The organism is Cellulomonas sp. JH27-2, assembly GCF_014837175.1.
GTDB lineage: Bacteria > Actinomycetota > Actinomycetes > Actinomycetales > Cellulomonadaceae > Cellulomonas.
The window spans coordinates 428,609-446,006 of the sequence record NZ_JACYFR010000003.1; the positions used below are offsets into that span (position 1 = coordinate 428,609).

16 protein-coding genes and 1 riboswitch are annotated in these 17,398 nt (G+C 72.6%); of the genes, 12 read left to right on the forward strand and 4 right to left on the reverse strand.

The genetic code is table 11. The features are described from left to right. Positions 1–97 precede the first annotated feature (97 nt). From IC607_RS11035 to IC607_RS11080, 10 genes are all read left to right on the forward strand, one after another. Positions 98–1,420, forward strand: a complete 1,323-nt coding sequence (locus IC607_RS11035; protein WP_191787419.1) for a UDP-glucose/GDP-mannose dehydrogenase family protein — start codon at positions 98–100, stop codon at positions 1,418–1,420. Between the two features lie 286 nt (positions 1,421–1,706). After that, positions 1,707–3,296 (forward strand): hypothetical protein, encoded by a 1,590-nt coding sequence (locus tag IC607_RS11040; RefSeq protein ID WP_191787420.1) that lies wholly within the window; start codon positions 1,707–1,709, stop codon positions 3,294–3,296. A gap of 100 nt (positions 3,297–3,396) precedes the next feature. Then, the gene (locus IC607_RS11045) at positions 3,397–3,825 is read left to right on the forward strand and encodes a MarR family winged helix-turn-helix transcriptional regulator (RefSeq protein WP_191787421.1); all 429 of its coding nucleotides are present in this window, start codon (positions 3,397–3,399) and stop codon (positions 3,823–3,825) included. After that, entirely contained in the window at positions 3,822–5,150 is a 1,329-nt protein-coding gene (locus IC607_RS11050) for an MFS transporter (RefSeq protein WP_191787422.1), read from the forward strand. The genes IC607_RS11045 and IC607_RS11050 overlap by 4 nt, the downstream gene beginning before the upstream one ends. A 67-nt stretch (positions 5,151–5,217) precedes the next feature. Then, positions 5,218–7,044: a DUF4012 domain-containing protein gene (locus IC607_RS17875; protein ID WP_191787423.1), complete on the forward strand. Its 1,827-nt coding sequence runs from the start codon at positions 5,218–5,220 to the stop codon at positions 7,042–7,044. 119 nt (positions 7,045–7,163) lie between these two features. Then, a complete protein-coding gene (locus IC607_RS11060) occupies positions 7,164–7,994 on the forward strand; it encodes a peptidase (protein ID WP_191787424.1) in 831 nt (276 codons plus the stop codon). A gap of 188 nt (positions 7,995–8,182) precedes the next feature. Continuing rightward, positions 8,183–8,884, forward strand: a complete 702-nt coding sequence (locus IC607_RS11065) for a metal-dependent transcriptional regulator (protein ID WP_191787425.1) — start codon at positions 8,183–8,185, stop codon at positions 8,882–8,884. A gap of 308 nt (positions 8,885–9,192) precedes the next feature. Beyond that, a riboswitch (cyclic di-AMP (ydaO/yuaA leader) is annotated at positions 9,193–9,394 on the forward strand. A gap of 3 nt (positions 9,395–9,397) precedes the next feature. Further along, the gene (locus tag IC607_RS11070) at positions 9,398–10,234 is read left to right on the forward strand and encodes a C40 family peptidase (protein ID WP_191787426.1); all 837 of its coding nucleotides are present in this window, start codon (positions 9,398–9,400) and stop codon (positions 10,232–10,234) included. 225 nt (positions 10,235–10,459) lie between these two features. Beyond that, positions 10,460–11,032, forward strand: a complete 573-nt coding sequence (locus IC607_RS11075) for an HNH endonuclease (RefSeq protein WP_370526147.1) — start codon at positions 10,460–10,462, stop codon at positions 11,030–11,032. Between the two features lie 46 nt (positions 11,033–11,078). Further along, positions 11,079–12,026 carry a universal stress protein gene (locus IC607_RS11080; protein WP_191787427.1) on the forward strand — a complete coding sequence of 316 codons (948 nt, stop codon included), beginning with the start codon at positions 11,079–11,081 and terminating at the stop codon, positions 12,024–12,026. A gap of 22 nt (positions 12,027–12,048) precedes the next feature. Here the strand turns inward: IC607_RS11080 and IC607_RS11085 are convergent, their stop codons facing one another. After that, a complete protein-coding gene (locus IC607_RS11085) occupies positions 12,049–12,498 on the reverse strand; it encodes an Lrp/AsnC family transcriptional regulator (RefSeq protein ID WP_370526205.1) in 450 nt (149 codons plus the stop codon). 208 nt (positions 12,499–12,706) lie between these two features. Between IC607_RS11085 and IC607_RS11090 the strand changes: the two genes are divergently transcribed. After that, a complete protein-coding gene (locus tag IC607_RS11090) occupies positions 12,707–13,549 on the forward strand; it encodes a CAP domain-containing protein (protein WP_191787429.1) in 843 nt (280 codons plus the stop codon). 87 nt (positions 13,550–13,636) lie between these two features. On the opposite strand, the gene rocD is transcribed toward IC607_RS11090, so the two are convergent. From rocD to IC607_RS11105, 3 genes are all read right to left on the reverse strand, one after another. Then, positions 13,637–14,860 carry an ornithine--oxo-acid transaminase gene (rocD, locus tag IC607_RS11095; protein ID WP_191787430.1) on the reverse strand — a complete coding sequence of 408 codons (1,224 nt, stop codon included), beginning with the start codon at positions 14,858–14,860 and terminating at the stop codon, positions 13,637–13,639. A gap of 4 nt (positions 14,861–14,864) precedes the next feature. Next, a complete protein-coding gene (gene ddaH / locus IC607_RS11100; RefSeq protein WP_191787431.1) occupies positions 14,865–15,692 on the reverse strand; it encodes a dimethylargininase in 828 nt (275 codons plus the stop codon). Between the two features lie 147 nt (positions 15,693–15,839). Continuing rightward, positions 15,840–16,292 (reverse strand): SRPBCC family protein, encoded by a 453-nt coding sequence (locus IC607_RS11105; protein ID WP_191787432.1) that lies wholly within the window; start codon positions 16,290–16,292, stop codon positions 15,840–15,842. 55 nt (positions 16,293–16,347) lie between these two features. Between IC607_RS11105 and IC607_RS11110 the strand changes: the two genes are divergently transcribed. After that, positions 16,348–17,334, forward strand: a complete 987-nt coding sequence (locus IC607_RS11110; RefSeq protein ID WP_191787433.1) for an aldo/keto reductase — start codon at positions 16,348–16,350, stop codon at positions 17,332–17,334. The last annotated feature ends 64 nt before the right edge of the window (positions 17,335–17,398 follow it).

Sequence of the window (17,398 nt, forward strand, 5' to 3'; positions counted from 1 at the left end):
CGTACCCGACTGCGCAGGGCCGGATCCACCCGCTCGGGAGGGTCCGGCCCTGCGTCGTCCCCCGATAGGCTCGTCGTCCCGACCGACTGGAGGAACCGTGCGGATCAGCGTCATCGGCTGTGGCTACCTGGGAGCGGTGCACGCGGCCGCCATGGCGTCGCTGGGGCACGAGGTCGTCGGTATCGACGTCGACGAGGCGAAGGTCGAGGCACTGCGCTCGGCGAAGGCGCCGTTCTTCGAGCCGGGGCTGCCGGAGCTGCTGTCGTCGGCCTCCGCGACGGGGCGGCTGAGCTTCAGCACCGACATGGCCGACGCCGCGGGCGCGACCGTCCACTTCCTGTGCGTCGGGACGCCGCAGAAGCGCGGCGAGTTCCGCGCCGACCTCGCGTACGTCGAGGCCGCCTTCACCGCGCTGCTGCCGCACCTGCGCCCCGGCGACGTGGTGGCCGGCAAGTCGACCGTGCCCGTCGGTACGGCCGAGGACCTGGCCGAGCGCCTCGCCGGCACGGGGGCGAGCCTGGTGTGGAACCCCGAGTTCCTGCGCGAGGGCTTCGCGGTGCAGGACACGCTGCACCCGGACCGGCTGGTCTACGGGCTGGAGTCGGCCGACGGCGAGCCCACGGTCGACGGCGCGCGCGCCCGGGCCCTGCTCGACGAGGTCTACGCCGAGCCGCTGTCCGAGGGCATCCCGCTCGTCGTGACGGACTACGCGACCGCCCAGCTCGTCAAGGTGGCCGCCAACTCGTTCCTCGCCACCAAGATCTCCTTCATCAACGCGATGGCCGAGCTGTGCGAGGCGACCGGCGCCGACGTCACCAGGCTGGCCGACGCGATCGGCTACGACGCGCGCATCGGCCGCCGCTTCCTCAACGCCGGACTCGGCTTCGGCGGTGGCTGCCTGCCCAAGGACATCCGCGCCTTCATGGCGCGCGCCGGCGAGCTGGGCGTGAGTGATGCGCTCGGCTTCCTCAAGGAGGTCGACTCCGTCAACATGCGCCGCCGGGTCCGCGTCGTCGACCTGGCGCGCGAGGTGTGCGACGGCTCGATCGTCGGGCGCCGCGTGGCCGTGCTGGGCGCGGCGTTCAAGCCCAACTCCGACGACGTGCGCGACTCGCCGGCCCTGTCCGTGGCCGCGCAGATGCAGCTCCAGGGCGCCCACGTCACGGTGACCGACCCCGAAGCCGTCGCGAACGCCGCCGCCAAGTGGCCCGACCTGCGTTTCGCCGCGTCCCCGCTCGAGGCCGCCCGCGACGCCGACGTCGTCCTGCTCGCCACCGAGTGGGACGAGTACCGCGCGCTCGACCCCGACGCGCTCGCCGGCGTCGTCGCGCACAAGCGCATCCTCGACGGCCGCAACGTCCTGGACCCGGTCCGGTGGCGCGCGGCGGGCTGGACGTACCGAGCCCTGGGCCGCCCGTAACCCGCGCGACCGCGGGTGCGCGGTCCCGACCGCGGGTGGTGGGCGACCCGCGCTCGCGCCGTTCCACCCGCGGTGGCTGGCGAGGTGCGCTGGCGAACGCCTGTCCGAGGGTGTCCAGAGCGTGAGACGTCCGGACGGCCGCGGGTGAATGTTGACCCGGCGAACCGTGCCAGGTCGGACGGATGGGTTCGGCCGAACGGGTGACGTGTCATCTGGCGTGCGTCGGCTCGGAGGATCCTCGCGCGTGCGGGGTCGGATGCCCTGCGGTCCCCACCGGAGGAGCATGATGAACGTCACCCGCACACGTCGCCGGGCGCTGGTCGCCACGACGGCGACCCTGGCGCTGTCCGCGACCGCCCTGCTCGGGGCCGTCGCGCCGGCCTCGGCCGTCGACCCCGCCATCGTCGGCACGGTCACGGCGCCTGCGGGCGTCGACATCTCGGGCACGATGGTCGTGGCGTTCCTGCCCGATGAGCACGGCTTCGCCCCGAAGGGCGTCTCGCCGGTCCAGCCTGACGGTTCGTTCGCGATCACAGGCATCACGCCAGACGTGGGCTACCAGGTGTTCGTCATGAACAACGGCTTCAACCCCGGCGCGATCGCCACGGGGTACTACAAGGCTGGGGCGACCGAGGTCGCTCTCCCGTCTGCGGCGACGCTGGTCCACGCCGGTGCTGCGCCGATCACGGTGAAGGCAGTCGGGTCCACCTCAATCTCCGGTGGCATCGTCCCTCCGGCGGAGGGCGAGGAGTACTCCTGGGAGCCGGCGGACCCCGTCGTCTACCTGCTGGACCCTGAGCTCGGCCGGCCCGCGGGCGCGGGGGAGCTTGCGTTCGACGACCTCGTCACCTACTCGGCGTCCGGCGCGTTGCCCGGTGCGAGTTACGACGTGGCTATCCCGACCAACGACGACTTCACCGAGTTCGCGTACCACGCCGGTCAGGGCTTCGCGATGGCCACGCTGCATTCCGGGTCCGTCCGCGTCAAGGCGGGCACGACCGGCCTGAAGAGCTTCGTCTCCGGCCCGACCGCCAAGAACGCCGCCACGGTGAGCGGGACCGCGAAGGTGGGCTCCAAGCTCACCGCCGGTGCCGTGAGCTGGTCGGCGACGAGCACCTCGTCGTACCAGTGGCTGCGCAACGGCGTGGCGATCAGCGGGGCGACGTCGTCGTCGTACACGCAGGTCGCGGCAGACCTCGGCAAGAAGGTCTCCGTCCGCGTGACGGCGCACCCGTCCAGCCCCACGCTCGGCCTCGTCGCAGTGACCTCGGCGCAGACGGCCACCGTCGCCGCCGGGCCGTCGGCGTCGGTGAAGTCGGCACCGAAGATCTCGGGCACCGTGGCCGTCGGCCACACGCTCAAGACGTCGGCAGGTTCGTGGTCGCTGCCGGGCGTCTCGGCGAGCTACCAGTGGCTGCGCGGCGGCAAGGCGATCGCGGGTGCGACGTCGTCGTCCTACACGGTCTCGACGAAGGACGTGGGCGCGAAGCTGTCGGTCCGCGTGACCGCGAAGGTGGCGGGTCACCTCTCGGCGTCGGCGACGTCGGCCTCCACGAAGACGGTCGCGAAGGTCAAGCCGTCGGTGTCGGCGAAGCTGTCGAAGTCGTCGGCGAAGCGGACCTCGACGGTCAAGGTGACGGTCATCGTGAAGGCGACGGGCGTCTCCAAGCCCACCGGCAAGGTGACCGTGAAGGTCGGCTCGAAGACCGTCACCAAGACGGTGTCGTCGTCGGCCAAGGGCAAGGTCGTCGTGACGCTGCCGAAGCAGGCGAAGAAGGGCACCTACAAGGTGTCGGTCACGTACACGCCGTCGGGTTCGACGGCCAAGGTCGTGACGAAGGGGTCGGCGAGCTCGCACAAGCTCACGCTGTCCTGATCTGACGGACGAGGCCCCGGCGACCAGCACGGTCGCCGGGGCCTCGTCGTTCGCTGAGGCCGTTTCTCCTTACCCAAGGTAATGAGTTAAGGTAACTGTCATGCCCAACGATCCCGCCCCCGAGCTCGCGTCCGAGCTGCGCGTCGCCGTCGGGCAGGCGTCCCGCAGGATCCGCGCCCAGCGTGGCGAGGCTGGGCTGACCGACCCGCAGTTCACCGTCCTGGCCTGGCTCAACAAGAACGGCCCCATGACGCCCGGCCAGCTGGCCGAGGCCGAGCGCATCCAGCCGCCGTCCATGACTCGAACCGTCAACTGCCTGGCTGATGACGGCCTGGTCAGCAAGGAGCCGCACCCCACTGACGGGCGGCTGGTCATGGTGAGCCTCACCGACGCCGGCCGGCACGAGGTCGTCGAGACCCGCCGCCGCCGGGCGGTCTGGCTCGACGGCGTCCTGGAGCTGATGACGCCCGACGAACGCGCCACGCTGGCCGACGCGGCCGCGCTGCTGCGCAGGATCGCGGCCTCGTGAGCACGTTCGACTCCCTCAAGTTCCGCAACTACCGGCTGTGGTTCGCGGGTGCCCTCGTCGCGAACGTCGGCACGTGGATGCAGCGCGTCGCGCAGGACTGGCTGGTCCTGACGCAGCTGTCCGACGAGTCCGGCGTCGCGGTCGGCATCACCACGGCGCTGCAGTTCGCGCCCGTGCTGCTGCTGTCCGCGTACGCCGGCCTCCTCGCCGACCGTGTCGACCGCCGCAAGCTGCTGATGATCACCCAGGCCGCGCAGGGCGTGCTCGCGCTCGGGCTCGGCCTCCTGGTGCTGCTGGGCGACCCGCAGCTGTGGCAGGTCTACGTCTTCGCCGGGTTGCTCGGCTGCGTCTCGGCCATCGACGGCCCCGTGCGCCAGACGTTCGTCGCCGAGCTGGTGCCGGCCGGCAAGCTGTCCAACGCCGTCGGCCTGAACAGCGCGAGCTTCAACGCCGCCCGGCTCATCGGCCCCGGCATCGCCGGCCTGGCGATCGCCGGCGTCGGCACGGGCTGGGTGTTCGTCATCAACGCGGCCACGTTCGCGGCGACCATCTTCTCCCTCACGCAGATGCGCGTCTCGGAGCTGCACAGGATGCCGAACGCGCCGCGCAGCAAGGGCCAGATCCGCGAGGGCATCGCCTACGTCCGGGGCCGCAGCGACATCATCGTCATCATGGTCGTCATCGGGGTGGTCTCGACCTTCGGCCTCAACTTCCAGCTCACCAGCGCCATGATGGCGCGCACCGAGTTCGGCAAGGGGGCCGGGCAGTACGGGATCCTCGGGTCGGTGCTCGCGATCGGCTCGCTCACCGGTGCCCTGCTCGCCGCGCGCCGTGACCGGCCGCGCGTGCGCCTCGTGATCGGGGCCGCCTTCGGCTTCGGCGTCGCGACCGGCGTCATGGCACTCATGCCGACCTATCCGTCATACGCGATCGCGAGCATCCCCGTCGGCCTCGCGTCGCTCACCATGATGACTGCGGCGAACGCGACCATCCAGATGAGCGTCGAGCCGGCCATGCGAGGCCGCGTCATGTCGCTGTACATGGTGGTCTTCCTCGGGGCGACGCCCATCGGCTCACCCATCGTCGGCTGGATCGGCCAGCAGTTCGGCCCGCGCTGGGCCATCGGCATCGGCTCGATCACCGCGCTGCTCGTCTCCGCCGGGGCCGCCCTGTGGGCGCGGCGCGCCTGGAACCTGCGCGTCCGCTATCACCTGCGCAGCCCGCACCTCGACGTCGCCTACCTGCCCGTCCGTGCGAGGCGCGACGAGGCGGCGGTCGCGCAGGTGGGTGCCCGCGAGCTGGCCGACGAGCAGAGCGCGGCCTGACGCGGCGGTCGGGTGAATCCTCGGCTCGGCCGGCTGTACGCGGTGTCCGGTATGTGACGATCGACCGGTGAGCACGCAGGTGGGCGGCCCGACGGGCGCGGGGGCGACGGACGCGCAGCCGCCGGACGCGCCGACGACCGGGCGCCGGCCGCGCCGGCTCGGGCGCCGGGTCGCGCTCGTCGCGGTGCTCGTGGCGCTCGCCGCCGCGTGGGTCGCGTTCCGCGCCGTGCAGGCCGCCGGCGCGCTGATGGACGCGCGGGACGTGGTGACCACGGTCGACGGGGTCGTCGGCGGTGTTGCGCTCGACGACGCCGACGTCGCCGCCCTGACCGCCGCCGTCCCGCAGGCGCAGGACGCGACGGAGCGGGCGCGGCGTGCCGCGTCGGACCCCGTGTGGCGCGTCGCCGAGCACGTGCCGTGGGTGGGGCGGCAGCTCCACGCGGTGCGCACCGTGTCGACGTCGCTCGACGACGTCACGCACGACGCGATGCCCGCGGTCGTCGAGATCGGCAACCTGCTGGGCTCCGGCGACCTGCGGCGCGACGACGGCTCGATCGACGTCCAGGCCCTCGCGGCCGCCGCCCCCAAGCTCACGGCGGCGGCGGCCGTCGCCGCGCGGGCGGACCGCGAGGTCGCGGGCATCGACACCGTGACGCTCGCCGGCCCGCTCGTCGACCCCGTCCGGACGACGTCGGACGGCCTCGACCGGATCTCCGGCACCCTGACGGGCGTGAGCCGGGCGGCCGCCCTCGTGCCGCCCATGCTCGGAGCGGACGGCAAGCGCACCTACCTGGTGCTGGCCCTGAACTCCGCGGAGCTGCGCAGCGCCGGTGGCATCGTCGGGAGCATCCTGCAGGTCACGGCCGACGACGGGCACCTGAAGCTCGGGAAGCAGGTCACGACGGCGCAGCTGGGCCGGCTCGACGAGCCCGTGGTCCCGCTGACCGACGCCGAGACCGCGCTGCACGGCACGGCGCTCGGCCGGTGGATCCAGAACGCGGCGTCGACGCCCGACTTCCCGCGGACGGCGGAGCTCATCACGGCCCGGTGGACCAAGGACGTCGGCGGCCAGGTCGACGGCGTCATCGCGACCGACCCCGTCGCGGTCAAGGACGTCCTCGAGGCGACCGGCCCGGTGAAGACGTCGGCAGGAGCCACGCTGCGTGCCGACACGCTGCTCACCTATCTCCTGCGCGACACCTACCGCACCTCGGCGACAGGGGCGGAGGCCGACGCGGTGTTCTCCTCGGCCGCGGGAGCGGTCTTCGGCGCCCTGACCGACGGTGCCGGCTCGTCGCAGGCGCTGCTCGACGCCGTCTCGGGCGCGACCTCGCAGGGCCGGTTCCGGGTCTGGTCCGCGCACGCCGACGAGCAGGACGTGATCGCCGGTGCCCAGCTGGGCGGCGCGTTCCTGTCCGGCGACCACCCCGACGCCGTCGGCGTGTTCTTCAACGACGCGACCGAGGGCAAGCTCGACTACTACCTGCACACCGACGTCACGGTCCAGAACCTGGTGTGCACCGGTGCGGCCCCGACCGCGACCGTGCGGGTGAGGCTCACGTACGACCCGCCGAAGAAGGTGACGGACCTGCCCGAGTACGTCGTCGGGGCGCGCGGCGACGCGATCACCCCCGGGTCGGTCGCCACCGGCGTGCTCGTGTACGCGCCCGTGGGGGCGATCCTGGACGCGCTGCGCCAGGACGGCACCCTGGTGGCGGGTGCGCAGGCCGACGAGGACGGGCGGCGGGCCGTCGTCGCGACGTCCGTGCTGGCACCGGGCGGCACGACGACCTACGAGGCGACCGTCCCGGTGCGTCACGGCGCCGTCGAGGTGTGGACGACGCCGACGATCCACAGCGGCGGATTCGTGCGGGCGGAGTGCCCTGCCGGGTGAATTCACCCGAATGGGACCTTCTTGTCCGAAATCACCCGATCTGCCGCTAGGGTGGCGAGGCTCGCGGGGTGAGGATGAGGACGAACCACCGCAATCCGACACCCTCAGGGGGAACCGACATGTCTCGTCATCTGCGCGCCGCGCTGGCCGCGCTGGCTGCGTGCCTCCTGGTGCTCATGGTGCCCGCGGCCGCCACCGCCGCATCGCCGTCCCGTCTCGCAGCCGCATCCGCGTCGCCGAGCCCGAGCCCGACCGTGTACGGGTGCCTCGTGGGTGAGGACGAGTACGGCGCACCGCTGCCGTGCGAGCTCAAGGTCGACATCCTCACGCCCATCTGCGACAACGACGTCCCCAAGCTCCAGTACAAGGTGACCGCGGTGGGGTCGCCCAACACCACGGTCAAGATCACGTGGATCAACCCGGGCGGGGCCAACTACGTGCAGGCGGACCTGCCGCTCGAAGGCACGATCCTGTGGCCCGGCGCGGTGCAGGACTCCGCCGGAAACGCGGTGGACTGGCCGGGCTGGCGCCTCGAGAACGGCGTGTGGGTCCAGGGTGACGAGTGGGACTGGGTGCGCCCGTCGGTCAAGGTGCTCTTCCAGGTCAACCCCGAGATGACGGTGAACGTCGCGTACCCGCCGTCGAGCCCGAACTGCGCCACCAACCCGCCGCAGAGCACGCCGTCGCCGACCCCCTCGACGCCCGGTGAGTCGCCGTCCACGCCCGGCTCCTCGCCGACGACGCCCGACACCGAGGTGCTGGTCGACAACCCGTCCCCGTCGCCCTCCACGCCGGACACCGAGGTGCTCGTCGACAACCCGCTGCCGCCCGACCAGCTGTCCCACACGGGTTCGAACGTCGCCCCGATCCTGATCGGCGCGGCCGTCCTGGTGGTCGGAGGCGTGCTCGTCGTGCTGCTCGTCAACCGCCAGCGCCGCCGCGGAGCCTGACCTCGGTCCGAGGCCGCCCGGGCGCCCGCTCCTGCCATGCAGGGGCGGGCGCTCCGCGGAGTCGGACCTCGTTCGTCGGCTGAACCAACTACCCTGGGGCACGACATGCGCGCGCGCCGGGACCACCGGCGCGCGGACGTCTGTGACAGGCACGGACCCGCATGGGCGAGACGACGCGGAGGCCAGCGGTGAGCGACCTGATCGACACGACCGAGATGTACCTGAAGACGATCTACGAGCTCACCGAAGAAGGCATCACCCCGCTGCGTGCCCGCATCGCCGAGCGGCTCGGCCACTCCGGCCCGACCGTCTCGCAGACCGTGGCCCGGATGGAGCGTGACGGGCTCGTCGTCGTGACCGGCGACCGGCACCTCGAGCTCACCGACCTGGGCCAGCACAAGGCCGTGCGCGTGATGCGCAAGCACCGTCTCGCGGAGCGGCTCCTCACGGACGTCGTCGGCCTGGAGTGGCCGTACGTCCACGAGGAGGCGTGCCGCTGGGAGCACGTCATGAGCGAGCGCGTGGAGAAGCGGCTCGCCGCGCTGCTCGACCACCCGCACTTCGACCCGTACGGCAACCCGATCCCCGGCCTGGCCGAGATCGGCGAGGAGGTCACGCGGGTCGGGTTCCTCGACGGAGTCGGCTCGCTGCTGGGTGCGATCGAGCGCGCCGAGATCGCGGACGGTCGGGCGACCGTCGCGCGCATCGCCGAGCCGCTGCAGGTCGACGTCGAGCTGCTGGCGCGGCTGCAGGAGGCCGGGGTCGTCCCCGGCAAGGAGATCGCCGTGGAGCGGGGCGCGGGTGTGGTGACGGTGGGAGCGCCCGGTGCGGCCACGGTGCTGGACCTTCCCGACGACGTCGCGCGACACATCTTCGTCACGACCCGCTGATCCGCGCTCTGCTGATTTACCGATGCACGAACGGCCCCCGCGGTGCGGGGGCCGTTCGTGCGTGCCCGGTCCGTCCGGTGGCGTGCCCAGATCGTGGGCACGGGGCGGTGTCGCCCGATCGGATGTACGTTCCGCAGGGCGACATGGGATCGCACCCAGGGCTGTGACCTGCGGCGACGCGCGAGTGACGCGCCGCTCTTGGTCGGATGTTCAGATTCCCGCAGATTTTCTGTGATCGGAACGTGACAATCGCCACGAGGGTCAGGTACGTTCATCCTGCTTCAAGGAACCCCTCCTCCTCGAAGCCCTCGAGCGGAACGCCGAACCCTGCCGCCGCCACGAGGTCCGTACGAACCGCCGGCAGGGGCGGGGGACCCAATTCGTGGTCACCTGAAAGCTTGGTGTCCTTGGGGTGAAGCCCCGACGAACGACCATCTGGTCGGGCGTCGAGGCCGGGTGTTCTCCCACCCGAACCCGACAGCTCACCTCGTAGGCGTCAGGAGAGGCACGCGCGTGACCGAAAGCACCACCCGCGCCCGACACCGGGCCGCGCGGCGTCCGTCGACGCCGCTGACCGAGCTGGCGAGCGTCGCCTCGGACCAGCTCGGCACCGTTGGTCGCCGCACCGCCGTCGTGGCTGCGTCGTCCGGCCTGGTCGTCTCGATGATGGGCGCGCCGGCCATGGCTGCCACCCACACCGACGACAACGTGACCGGCGCCCTGGCCGCCGTCGACACCGACGCGCTGACGGCCTCCGCCAAGGCCGCGCTGGCTGCCGCCCCCGTCGTGAGCTCCCCGGCGGACGCCGAGTGGACCATCGACGCCCCCGTCCTCAAGGCGGTCAAGCCGAAGCCGGTCGTCAAGAAGGTCGTCGTCCGCGAGACCACGACGATCTCGCGCAGCGCCGACCGCGTCGCCGCCGACACCTCGGACGACGACGGTGACAACGGCGACGACAACAGCTCGGACGACTCGGGCACCAAGGACACCCCGAACCACGCGGTCCCGCAGTCGGTCTCGGGCAACGCCGTCCTGGAGATCGCCGCGCGTTACGTCGGCGTCCCGTACGTCTCGGGTGGCTCGACCCCCAGCGGCTTCGACTGCTCGGGCTTCGTCGACTACGTCTACAAGCAGCTCGGCATCTCGCTGCCCCGCACGTCGGGCGGCATCCGCTCGGTGGGCCACGTGATCTCGCGCTCCGAGGCCAAGCCCGGCGACCTGATCTGGACCCCCGGTCACATCGCCATCTACGCCGGTGGCAACCAGCAGATCGACGCGCCCCGCCCGGGTAAGACGATCCAGTTCCGCAGCATCTGGCAGAGCTCGCCGACGTTCCTGCGCGTCGGCTGACGCCCGCACCAGCCTGACGAGGCCCCGACGACATGGTCGTCGGGGCCTCGTCGTCTTCCCGGGGGTCGGGGGCTCGACGGAGGGACCGTCGGGCGCTTCACCCCGGTCGATCGGACCGCCTGTCCAATTCCTGTTGATCCTGTGGTTACTCTGGTCGCGTTCCACGTGCTCTTCGCTCCGCCGGGCCGGCAGCCAGCCGGTCCGACCCCCGGTTGGGAGTCTGCCGTGCTGACCAGCGCCGTCACCGAGTCCGCCATGACGTCCGCCACGACGCCCGCTGCGGCGTCACCCGCGTCGCCCGCCGCCCAGGCGCGCACGCTCCTGCTCAACGCGAGCCTGGAGCCCTTGTGCATCGTGAGCGTGCACCGCGCCGTCCTGCTGATGATGTGCGGCAAGGCCACGGTCCTGGAGACCGACGGCCGCATGCTGCACTCGGCCCACGTCGAGATGCCGCTGCCCGTGGTCATCTCGCTGACGCGCTACGTGCACGTCCCGATGCGTCGGCCGGTCCCGCCCACGCGGCGCACCGTGCTCCAGCGCGACTCGCACCGCTGCGCCTACTGCGGCGGCGGGGCCGACACGGTCGACCACGTGCATCCGCGTTCCAAGGGCGGGCGGCACGAGTGGACCAACGTCGTCGCGGCGTGCGTGCGGTGCAACCACCGCAAGGCCGACCGGCTGCTGCACGAGCTCGGTTGGGAGCTGCCCTTCACCCCGAGGGCGCCGCGGTGGTCGATCGCGTTCGGGTCCGGTGCGGTGCGCGCGGATCCGTTGTGGGCGGCCTACGTCGCGGCCTGACTTCTGCGAGAGACTGGCTCCGACGGGTGACGACGAAGGAGCGGACATGTCACGGGACGACGTGATCCTGGTGGGGGTGGACGGCTCGTTGCCGAGCCTCTTCGCCCTGGAGTGGGCGGCGGGGGAGGCGGGCCGCCGCGGCTGGGGACTGCACCTGGTGTGCGCGTACTCGCTGCCGTCGTCCACGGCGGCGTCGCTCGACGGCGGCTACGCGGCGCTCGACGACACGGTCATCCAGGAGGGCGCGCAGGCGGTGCTCGCGGAGGCGGCCGAACGCGTCGAGGGCCGTGGGTTCGCGGTGACGACCAAGGTGCACGCGGGCGACGCGGCCGGGGTGCTCGTGGACCTGTCGCACGAAGCCCGCATGGTCGTCGTCGGGACGCGAGGGCGGGGCGGGTTCGCCGACCGGCTGCTCGGGACCGTCTCGTCGGCCCTGCCCGCGCACGCGCACTGCCCGACGGTCGTCGTTCCGCTGCGTGACGCCGACGGCAACCCCGTGCCCGACGATGCCGAGCTGCCCCCCGCGCGGCCCGTGCGCCGCATCGTCGCCGGCATGGACGGCTCCGACGCGGCCGCGCGTGCGCTCGACTACGCGATCACGGAGGCATCGGCCTGGGGCGCGGACCTCACCGCCGTGGCGGGCGTGCCGATCGGGTCCATGACGGGCGTGCTCGCGTGGCTGCCGTCGAGCGTCGACCACGAGCAGGTGCTCGCGGACCTGCAGGAAGGCCTCAACGTCGCCGTCGACCGGGCGCTGGTCGACCATCCGGACGTCACCGTGAAGCGGCACGCGCTCGACGGGACGGGTGCGGAGCTGCTCACCGAGTTCTCGGTCGCCACGGACCTGATCGTCGTGGGGTCGCGCGGGCGCGGCGGGTTCGCGGGCCTGCTGCTCGGGTCGACCAGCCAGGCCGTCCTGCACCACGCGCAGTGCCCGGTCATGGTCGTCACGAACCGCTGCGAGCCGGTGCGCGAGGGCGCGCAGAGCGCGTGAGCATCGGCGGCTGCCGCGGCCGTCAGGGGTGCTGGGGCACCTCGGGGCGGCGGACCAGCGCCGACAGCACGACGGTCGAGCGCGTGCGGGCGACGAACGGCTCCGCCGCGAGCCGCTCGACGACGCGCTCCAGGTGCCGCATGTCGCGGGCACGGACCTGGACGACCAGGTCGACGTCACCCGTGACGGTGCTGGCGGCGACCACCTCGGGGTAGTGCTCGACCGCCGCGCGCATGGTGGCGGGGCTGGTCGAGCCGTGGCAGAACAGCTCGACGAACGCCTCCGTGTGCCAGCCCATCGCGGCCGGGTCGAGCCGGACCGTGAACCCGCGGATGACGCCGTGCTCGCGCAGGCGATCCACGCGACGCTTGACCGCGGGGGCGGAGAGCGACACCTGCTGTCCCACCTCGGCGAAGGTCGCGCGGGCGTCGAGCGCCAGGGCGCGCAGGATGGCGAGGTCGAGGTCGTCGATGTCGGGCACGACTCCATCTTGACGGACCGGGCCGAGCCGCACCGACCGGCGCGCTCGACGGCCGGCGTGTCGTTGCCCTGCGCATTCGTCCACATGTGTGACACTCACGCGCTTTGTGCTCAGTCGGACTCAAGATCGACCGGAGTGCTGCCGATCACCTGGTTTCCGGGCCCCCGCCGATGGGCCCCGGATCGCCGAGGGGAGCAGCATGCGCAGGTGGGACTCGCGTTCGAGGTCGGTCGCCGCCGTGGCTCTGGCGACCCTTGTGGTCGTCGGGGTGGGAACCAGCGCCGCGTGGAGTGACGGGTCAGCGCCCGACGAGGCGGCCGCGACCCCGTCGGCGACGTCGACCCCGAGCGCCACCCCGACCACGTCGCCGACCCCGACACCCACGCCGACCCCGAAGCCGGCCCCCAAGGCGACCCCGAAGCCGACGCCGAAGCCGGTCGCTTCGAAGGCCCCGGTTCCGAAGCCGGCGACCGCGGGCTCCGGTGTCTCGTCATCGGTGACGAAGGCGGCTCCAGCCGCTGCGAAGACCGCGGCCGCGAAGAAGGCTGCCGCCAAGAAGTCCGCGGCGGCGAATGCTGCCGCGAAGAAGGCTGCCGCGAAGAAGGCTGCGGCGAAGAAGGCTGCCGCGAAGAAGAGCGCATCGACGAGCCGGGCTTCGATCAAGGCCCCGGCCAAGGTCCCCTCGGGTGGCCTGGTGTGCCGCGGGTCGGGCGGCCCGGGGGCCGGGGAGCAGCAGGTGTCGGCGATCGGCAAGGCCATCAACGCCTATCGGGCCAAGCACGGGCTCAAGAAGCTCAGCATCTCGCGGTCGTCGACCCTGGTGAAGCACGCCAAGACGATGGCCACGACGGGCGGCATCTGGCACTCCGGCCACGAGAACATCGTCGCGTGCGTGAGCAACGACAGTGCCACGACGATGGTCAGTGCGTGGTCGAAGTCGGCGCCGCACAAGGCTCAGATGCTGCGCAAGGATGTGAAGCACATGTCGGTCGGCGGCGCCGCCAACGGCAGCTGGCTGTTCGGCGCGGTCCTGTTCACCTGACGGAGCGCGCGCCCCGCCGACGGAGCGACAGCGGTGCGCGTCAACCACCCGTGCGCCGCCGAGTGCGCGGCACGTGATGACGCGCGGTCAGCGCAGGGCGTCGCTGAGGGCGTCCAGGGCGGCGTCCAGGTCCGTGGCGGTGATCGTCAGCGGCGGGGCCAGGCGGACGGTGCGGCCGTGGGTGTCCTTGGCCAGGACGCCGCGGGCGAGCAGGCGTTCGCACAGGTCACGACCGCTCGTCGGGCCGGCACCGGGTGCGACGTCGAGCCCGGCCCACAGGCCCAGCCGACGCACCCGCGCGAGCGCACCGTCGGCGACGAGCGCGTCGAGCCCGGCGCCGAGCTGCTCGCCCCGGGCGCGGGCCGCGGCCTGCGGTTCGCCGGTGCTCAGCAGGTCGACGACGGCGAGCCCGACCGCGCACGCCATCGGGTTGCCGCCGAACGTGGACCCGTGCGTCCCTGCGGTCAGCACGCCCAGGACGTCGTCGCGCCCGACGACCGCCGACACCGGCACGATGCCGCCGCCCAGCGCCTTGCCGAGCGTCACCAGATCGGGCTGCACACCCCACGTCTCGCAGGCGAGCGTCGTGCCCGTACGGCCGAGCCCCGACTGGATCTCGTCGGCGATCAGCAGCACGTCGGCCGCCGTGCACGCGGCACGCACCGCAGGCAGGTAGTCGTCGGGCGGGACGACGACGCCCTGCTCACCCTGCACGGGCTCGAGCAGCACGGCGACGGTCGTCTCGTCGATCGCGGCCGCCAGCGCTGCCGCGTCGCCGTAGGGGACGGTGACGAACCCGGGTGTGTACGGGCCGAAGTGGCGGCGGGCGTCGGGGTCGTCGGAGAACGAGACGATGGTCGTCGTGCGGCCGTGGAAGTTCCCGGCGGCGACGATGATCGTCGCGCGGCCGTCGGGCACGCCCTTGACCTCGTAGCCCCACTTGCGTGCGGCCTTGATGGCCGTCTCGACGGCCTCGGCGCCCGTGTTCATGGGCAGGACGAGGGGCGTGCCGGCGAGCAGCGGCCCGACCAGCTCGGACAGCGCCCGGGCGAACGGCTCGAGCAGGTCGTGGTCGAACGCCCGCGACGTGAGCGTGAGCCGGTCGAGCTGGGCGTGCGCCGCGGCGATCAGCGCCGGGTTCCGGTGGCCGAAGTTCAGCGCGGAGTAGCCCGCCAGCAGGTCCAGGTAGCGGCGGCCGTCGACGTCCGTCACCCACGAGCCCTCGCCGGACGCGAGGGTGACCGGCAGCGGGTGGTAGTTGGGCGCGAGGGCGGAGTGGTGCGCCGGCGCGTGCTCGACGGCGGCGGTCATCGGATCAGGCCCGGATCTCGAGCGTGCAGCACTTGGCGCCGCCGCCGCCCTTGAGCAGCTCGCTCGTGTCGACGGGGATGGGCGTGTAGCCGCGGTCGCGCAGGGCGTCGGCCAGGTCGACCGCGCCCGGGGCGACGATGACGTGCTCGCCGTCGGACACCGCGTTGAGCCCCAGGGCGACGGCGTCGCGCTCGGTCGCCTGGATCGCGTCGGGGAACAGCTGCTCGAGCACGGAACGGCTGCCGGCCGAGAACGCGGGCGGGTAGTACGCGACCTGCGGGTCGCTGGGGTCGCTGGAGACCACGGCGAGCGCGGTGTCGAGGTGGTAGTAGTGCGGGTCGACGAGCTCGAGGGAGATGACGGGTCGGCCGAACAGCTCCTGGGCCTCGGCGTGCGCGGAGCGCTCGGTGCGGAAGCCCGTGCCAGCCAGGATCAGGTCGCCGACCACCAGGATGTCGCCCTCGCCCTCGTTGGTCTGCGCTGCGGTGTGCGTGACGTAGCCGCGGTCGGCGAACCACTTCTGGTACGCGGGGCCCTCGGGCTGGCGCTCCGGGTAGCGGAACTTGGCGGAGTAGACGACACCGTCGACGACCGTCGCGCCGTTGGCCGCGTAGACCATGTCCGGCAGGCCATCGATCGGGTCGATCGTCTCGACGCGGTGACCCAGGTCCAGGTAGGTGTCGCGCAGCGTGCGCCACTGCCGCACCGCGAGGTCCGCGTCGGTGTACCGGGTCTTGTCCATCCACGGGTTGATCTCGTACGACACCGTGTAGTGGACGGGCTCGCACATCAGGTAGTGGCGGTCGGTACGGCCGGGCGCGCGGTGCGTCATGGGGGCTCCTTGGGCGGCTTCGAGGGCGGTCAGGGGCCGGGTGCCCGCCGTCGCGCACACGTCCGGTTCGAGCGTACGAGTCGCGGTGGCGACGATCCGCCAACCCGCGTTGCGTGTGGGGGCGCGATCCGTTGCGCGTAGAGGGCCTCAGGCGTCGTTTCGTTGCGCGGCCTCGCGGGCGACGAGCGTGAGCACCCGGCTCACCATCGCGCGCAGGATCGGGCCGACGAGCGTGCGCCCGACCCGCGGCGGCACGTGCGCCAGGTACACGTCCTCGTCCCACGTCACGCGCGACGAGTGCGGCCCGGCCGCCATGACCGTGATGCGAGCCTCGCCCAGCAGCACCGGGCCCTGCTTGACGAAGAGCGCGACCCTCGTCGGCCCAGGGGGGTCGGCGCGCGTGACGATCATCGCGTCGACGAGCCCCGGCCATCCCCTCGTCGCGCCGGGTCCCGACACCGCGCGGACGCGGTCGCCCACCCGCGCCGGCCCGCTGGCCTCGACGCGCGTCAGCGGGATCCAGCGCGCGTGGTTGCGCGAGTCGGTCACCAGGTCCCACGCCTCGTCAGCGTTCACCGCCAGCACGCGGGTGGTGCTCACGGGCGCGCTCCTGCCGGGTGCTGGGGAGTCATCCGTTCACGGTAGCGTCAGGGCCATGGAGACGCGTGTGCTGGGACGGACGGGACGATCGGTCGGGGTCGTGGGGCTGGGCTGCTGGCAGCTCGGCGGGGACTGGGGCGACGTGTCGTCGGACGCGGCCCTGTCCGTGCTCGGCGGGGCCGTGGACGCGGGCGTCACGTTCCTGGACACCGCCGACGTCTACGGCGACGGCCGCTCCGAGAAGCTCGTCGGCGAGTTCCTGCGGTCCCGTCCGTCGGCCGGCCTGACGGTCGCGACCAAGATGGGCCGGCGAGCCGACCCGCACACCGCCCAGCAGTACACGTTGGACAACTTCCGGGCCTGGAACGACCGCTCGCGGGAGAACCTGGGCGTCGACACCCTCGATCTGGTGCAGCTGCACTGCCCGCCGACGTCGGTCTACGAGCGGCAGTCCACGTACGACGACCTCGACACCCTGGTGTCCGAGGGGCGCATCGCTGCCTACGGCGTCTCGGTGGAGACGGTCGACGAGGCGCTGACGGCCATCGCGCGCCCGAACGTCGCGACGGTGCAGATCATCCTGAACATCTTCCGCCGCAAGCCGCTGTTGGATGTGCTGCCCGCGGCGCTCGAGGCAGGCGTCGGGATCGTCGCGCGCGTCCCGCTCGCGTCCGGCCTGCTGTCCGGCAAATACGACGAGTCCACGACCTTCGCCGACTCCGACCACCGCAACTTCAACCGCCACGGCGAGGCGTTCGACGTGGGCGAGACGTTCGCCGGTGTGCCGTACGAGGTGGGCGTCGCCGCCGCGCAGGACGTCGCCGCGTTCACGCCCTCCGGCGCCTCGACCGCGCAGCTCGCCCTGCGCTGGATCGTGGACCAGCCCGGCGTGTCCGTGGTGATCCCGGGCGCCCGCAACGCGGAGCAGGCGCGCGCCAACGCGGCCGCCGCGGACCTGGCGCCGCTGTCGGGGGAGACCCTCGCCGGCCTGGAGCGCATCTACGACGACCAGATCGCGGAGCACGTCGCCACGCGCTGGTGAGGTGCGGGGCCGTCCGTGGCCGGCCGGCAATATTCCGCGACTCGCGGCTGCACCGGCTCGCTAC

Bases quoted from the DNA above. Each gene is read 5' to 3' on its own strand.
- IC607_RS11040 (WP_191787420.1), top strand. From the start codon at position 1,707: ATGAACGTCACCCGCACACGTCGCCGGGCGCTGGTCGCCACGACGGCG.
- IC607_RS11045 (WP_191787421.1), top strand. From the start codon at position 3,397: ATGCCCAACGATCCCGCCCCCGAGCTCGCGTCCGAGCTGCGCGTCGCC.
- IC607_RS11060 (WP_191787424.1), top strand. From the start codon at position 7,164: ATGTCTCGTCATCTGCGCGCCGCGCTGGCCGCGCTGGCTGCGTGCCTC.
- IC607_RS11080 (WP_191787427.1), top strand. From the start codon at position 11,079: ATGTCACGGGACGACGTGATCCTGGTGGGGGTGGACGGCTCGTTGCCG.
- IC607_RS11090 (WP_191787429.1), top strand. From the start codon at position 12,707: ATGCGCAGGTGGGACTCGCGTTCGAGGTCGGTCGCCGCCGTGGCTCTG.
- rocD (WP_191787430.1), bottom strand. From the start codon at position 14,860: ATGACCGCCGCCGTCGAGCACGCGCCGGCGCACCACTCCGCCCTCGCG.
- ddaH (WP_191787431.1), bottom strand. From the start codon at position 15,692: ATGACGCACCGCGCGCCCGGCCGTACCGACCGCCACTACCTGATGTGC.
- IC607_RS11110 (WP_191787433.1), top strand. From the start codon at position 16,348: ATGGAGACGCGTGTGCTGGGACGGACGGGACGATCGGTCGGGGTCGTG.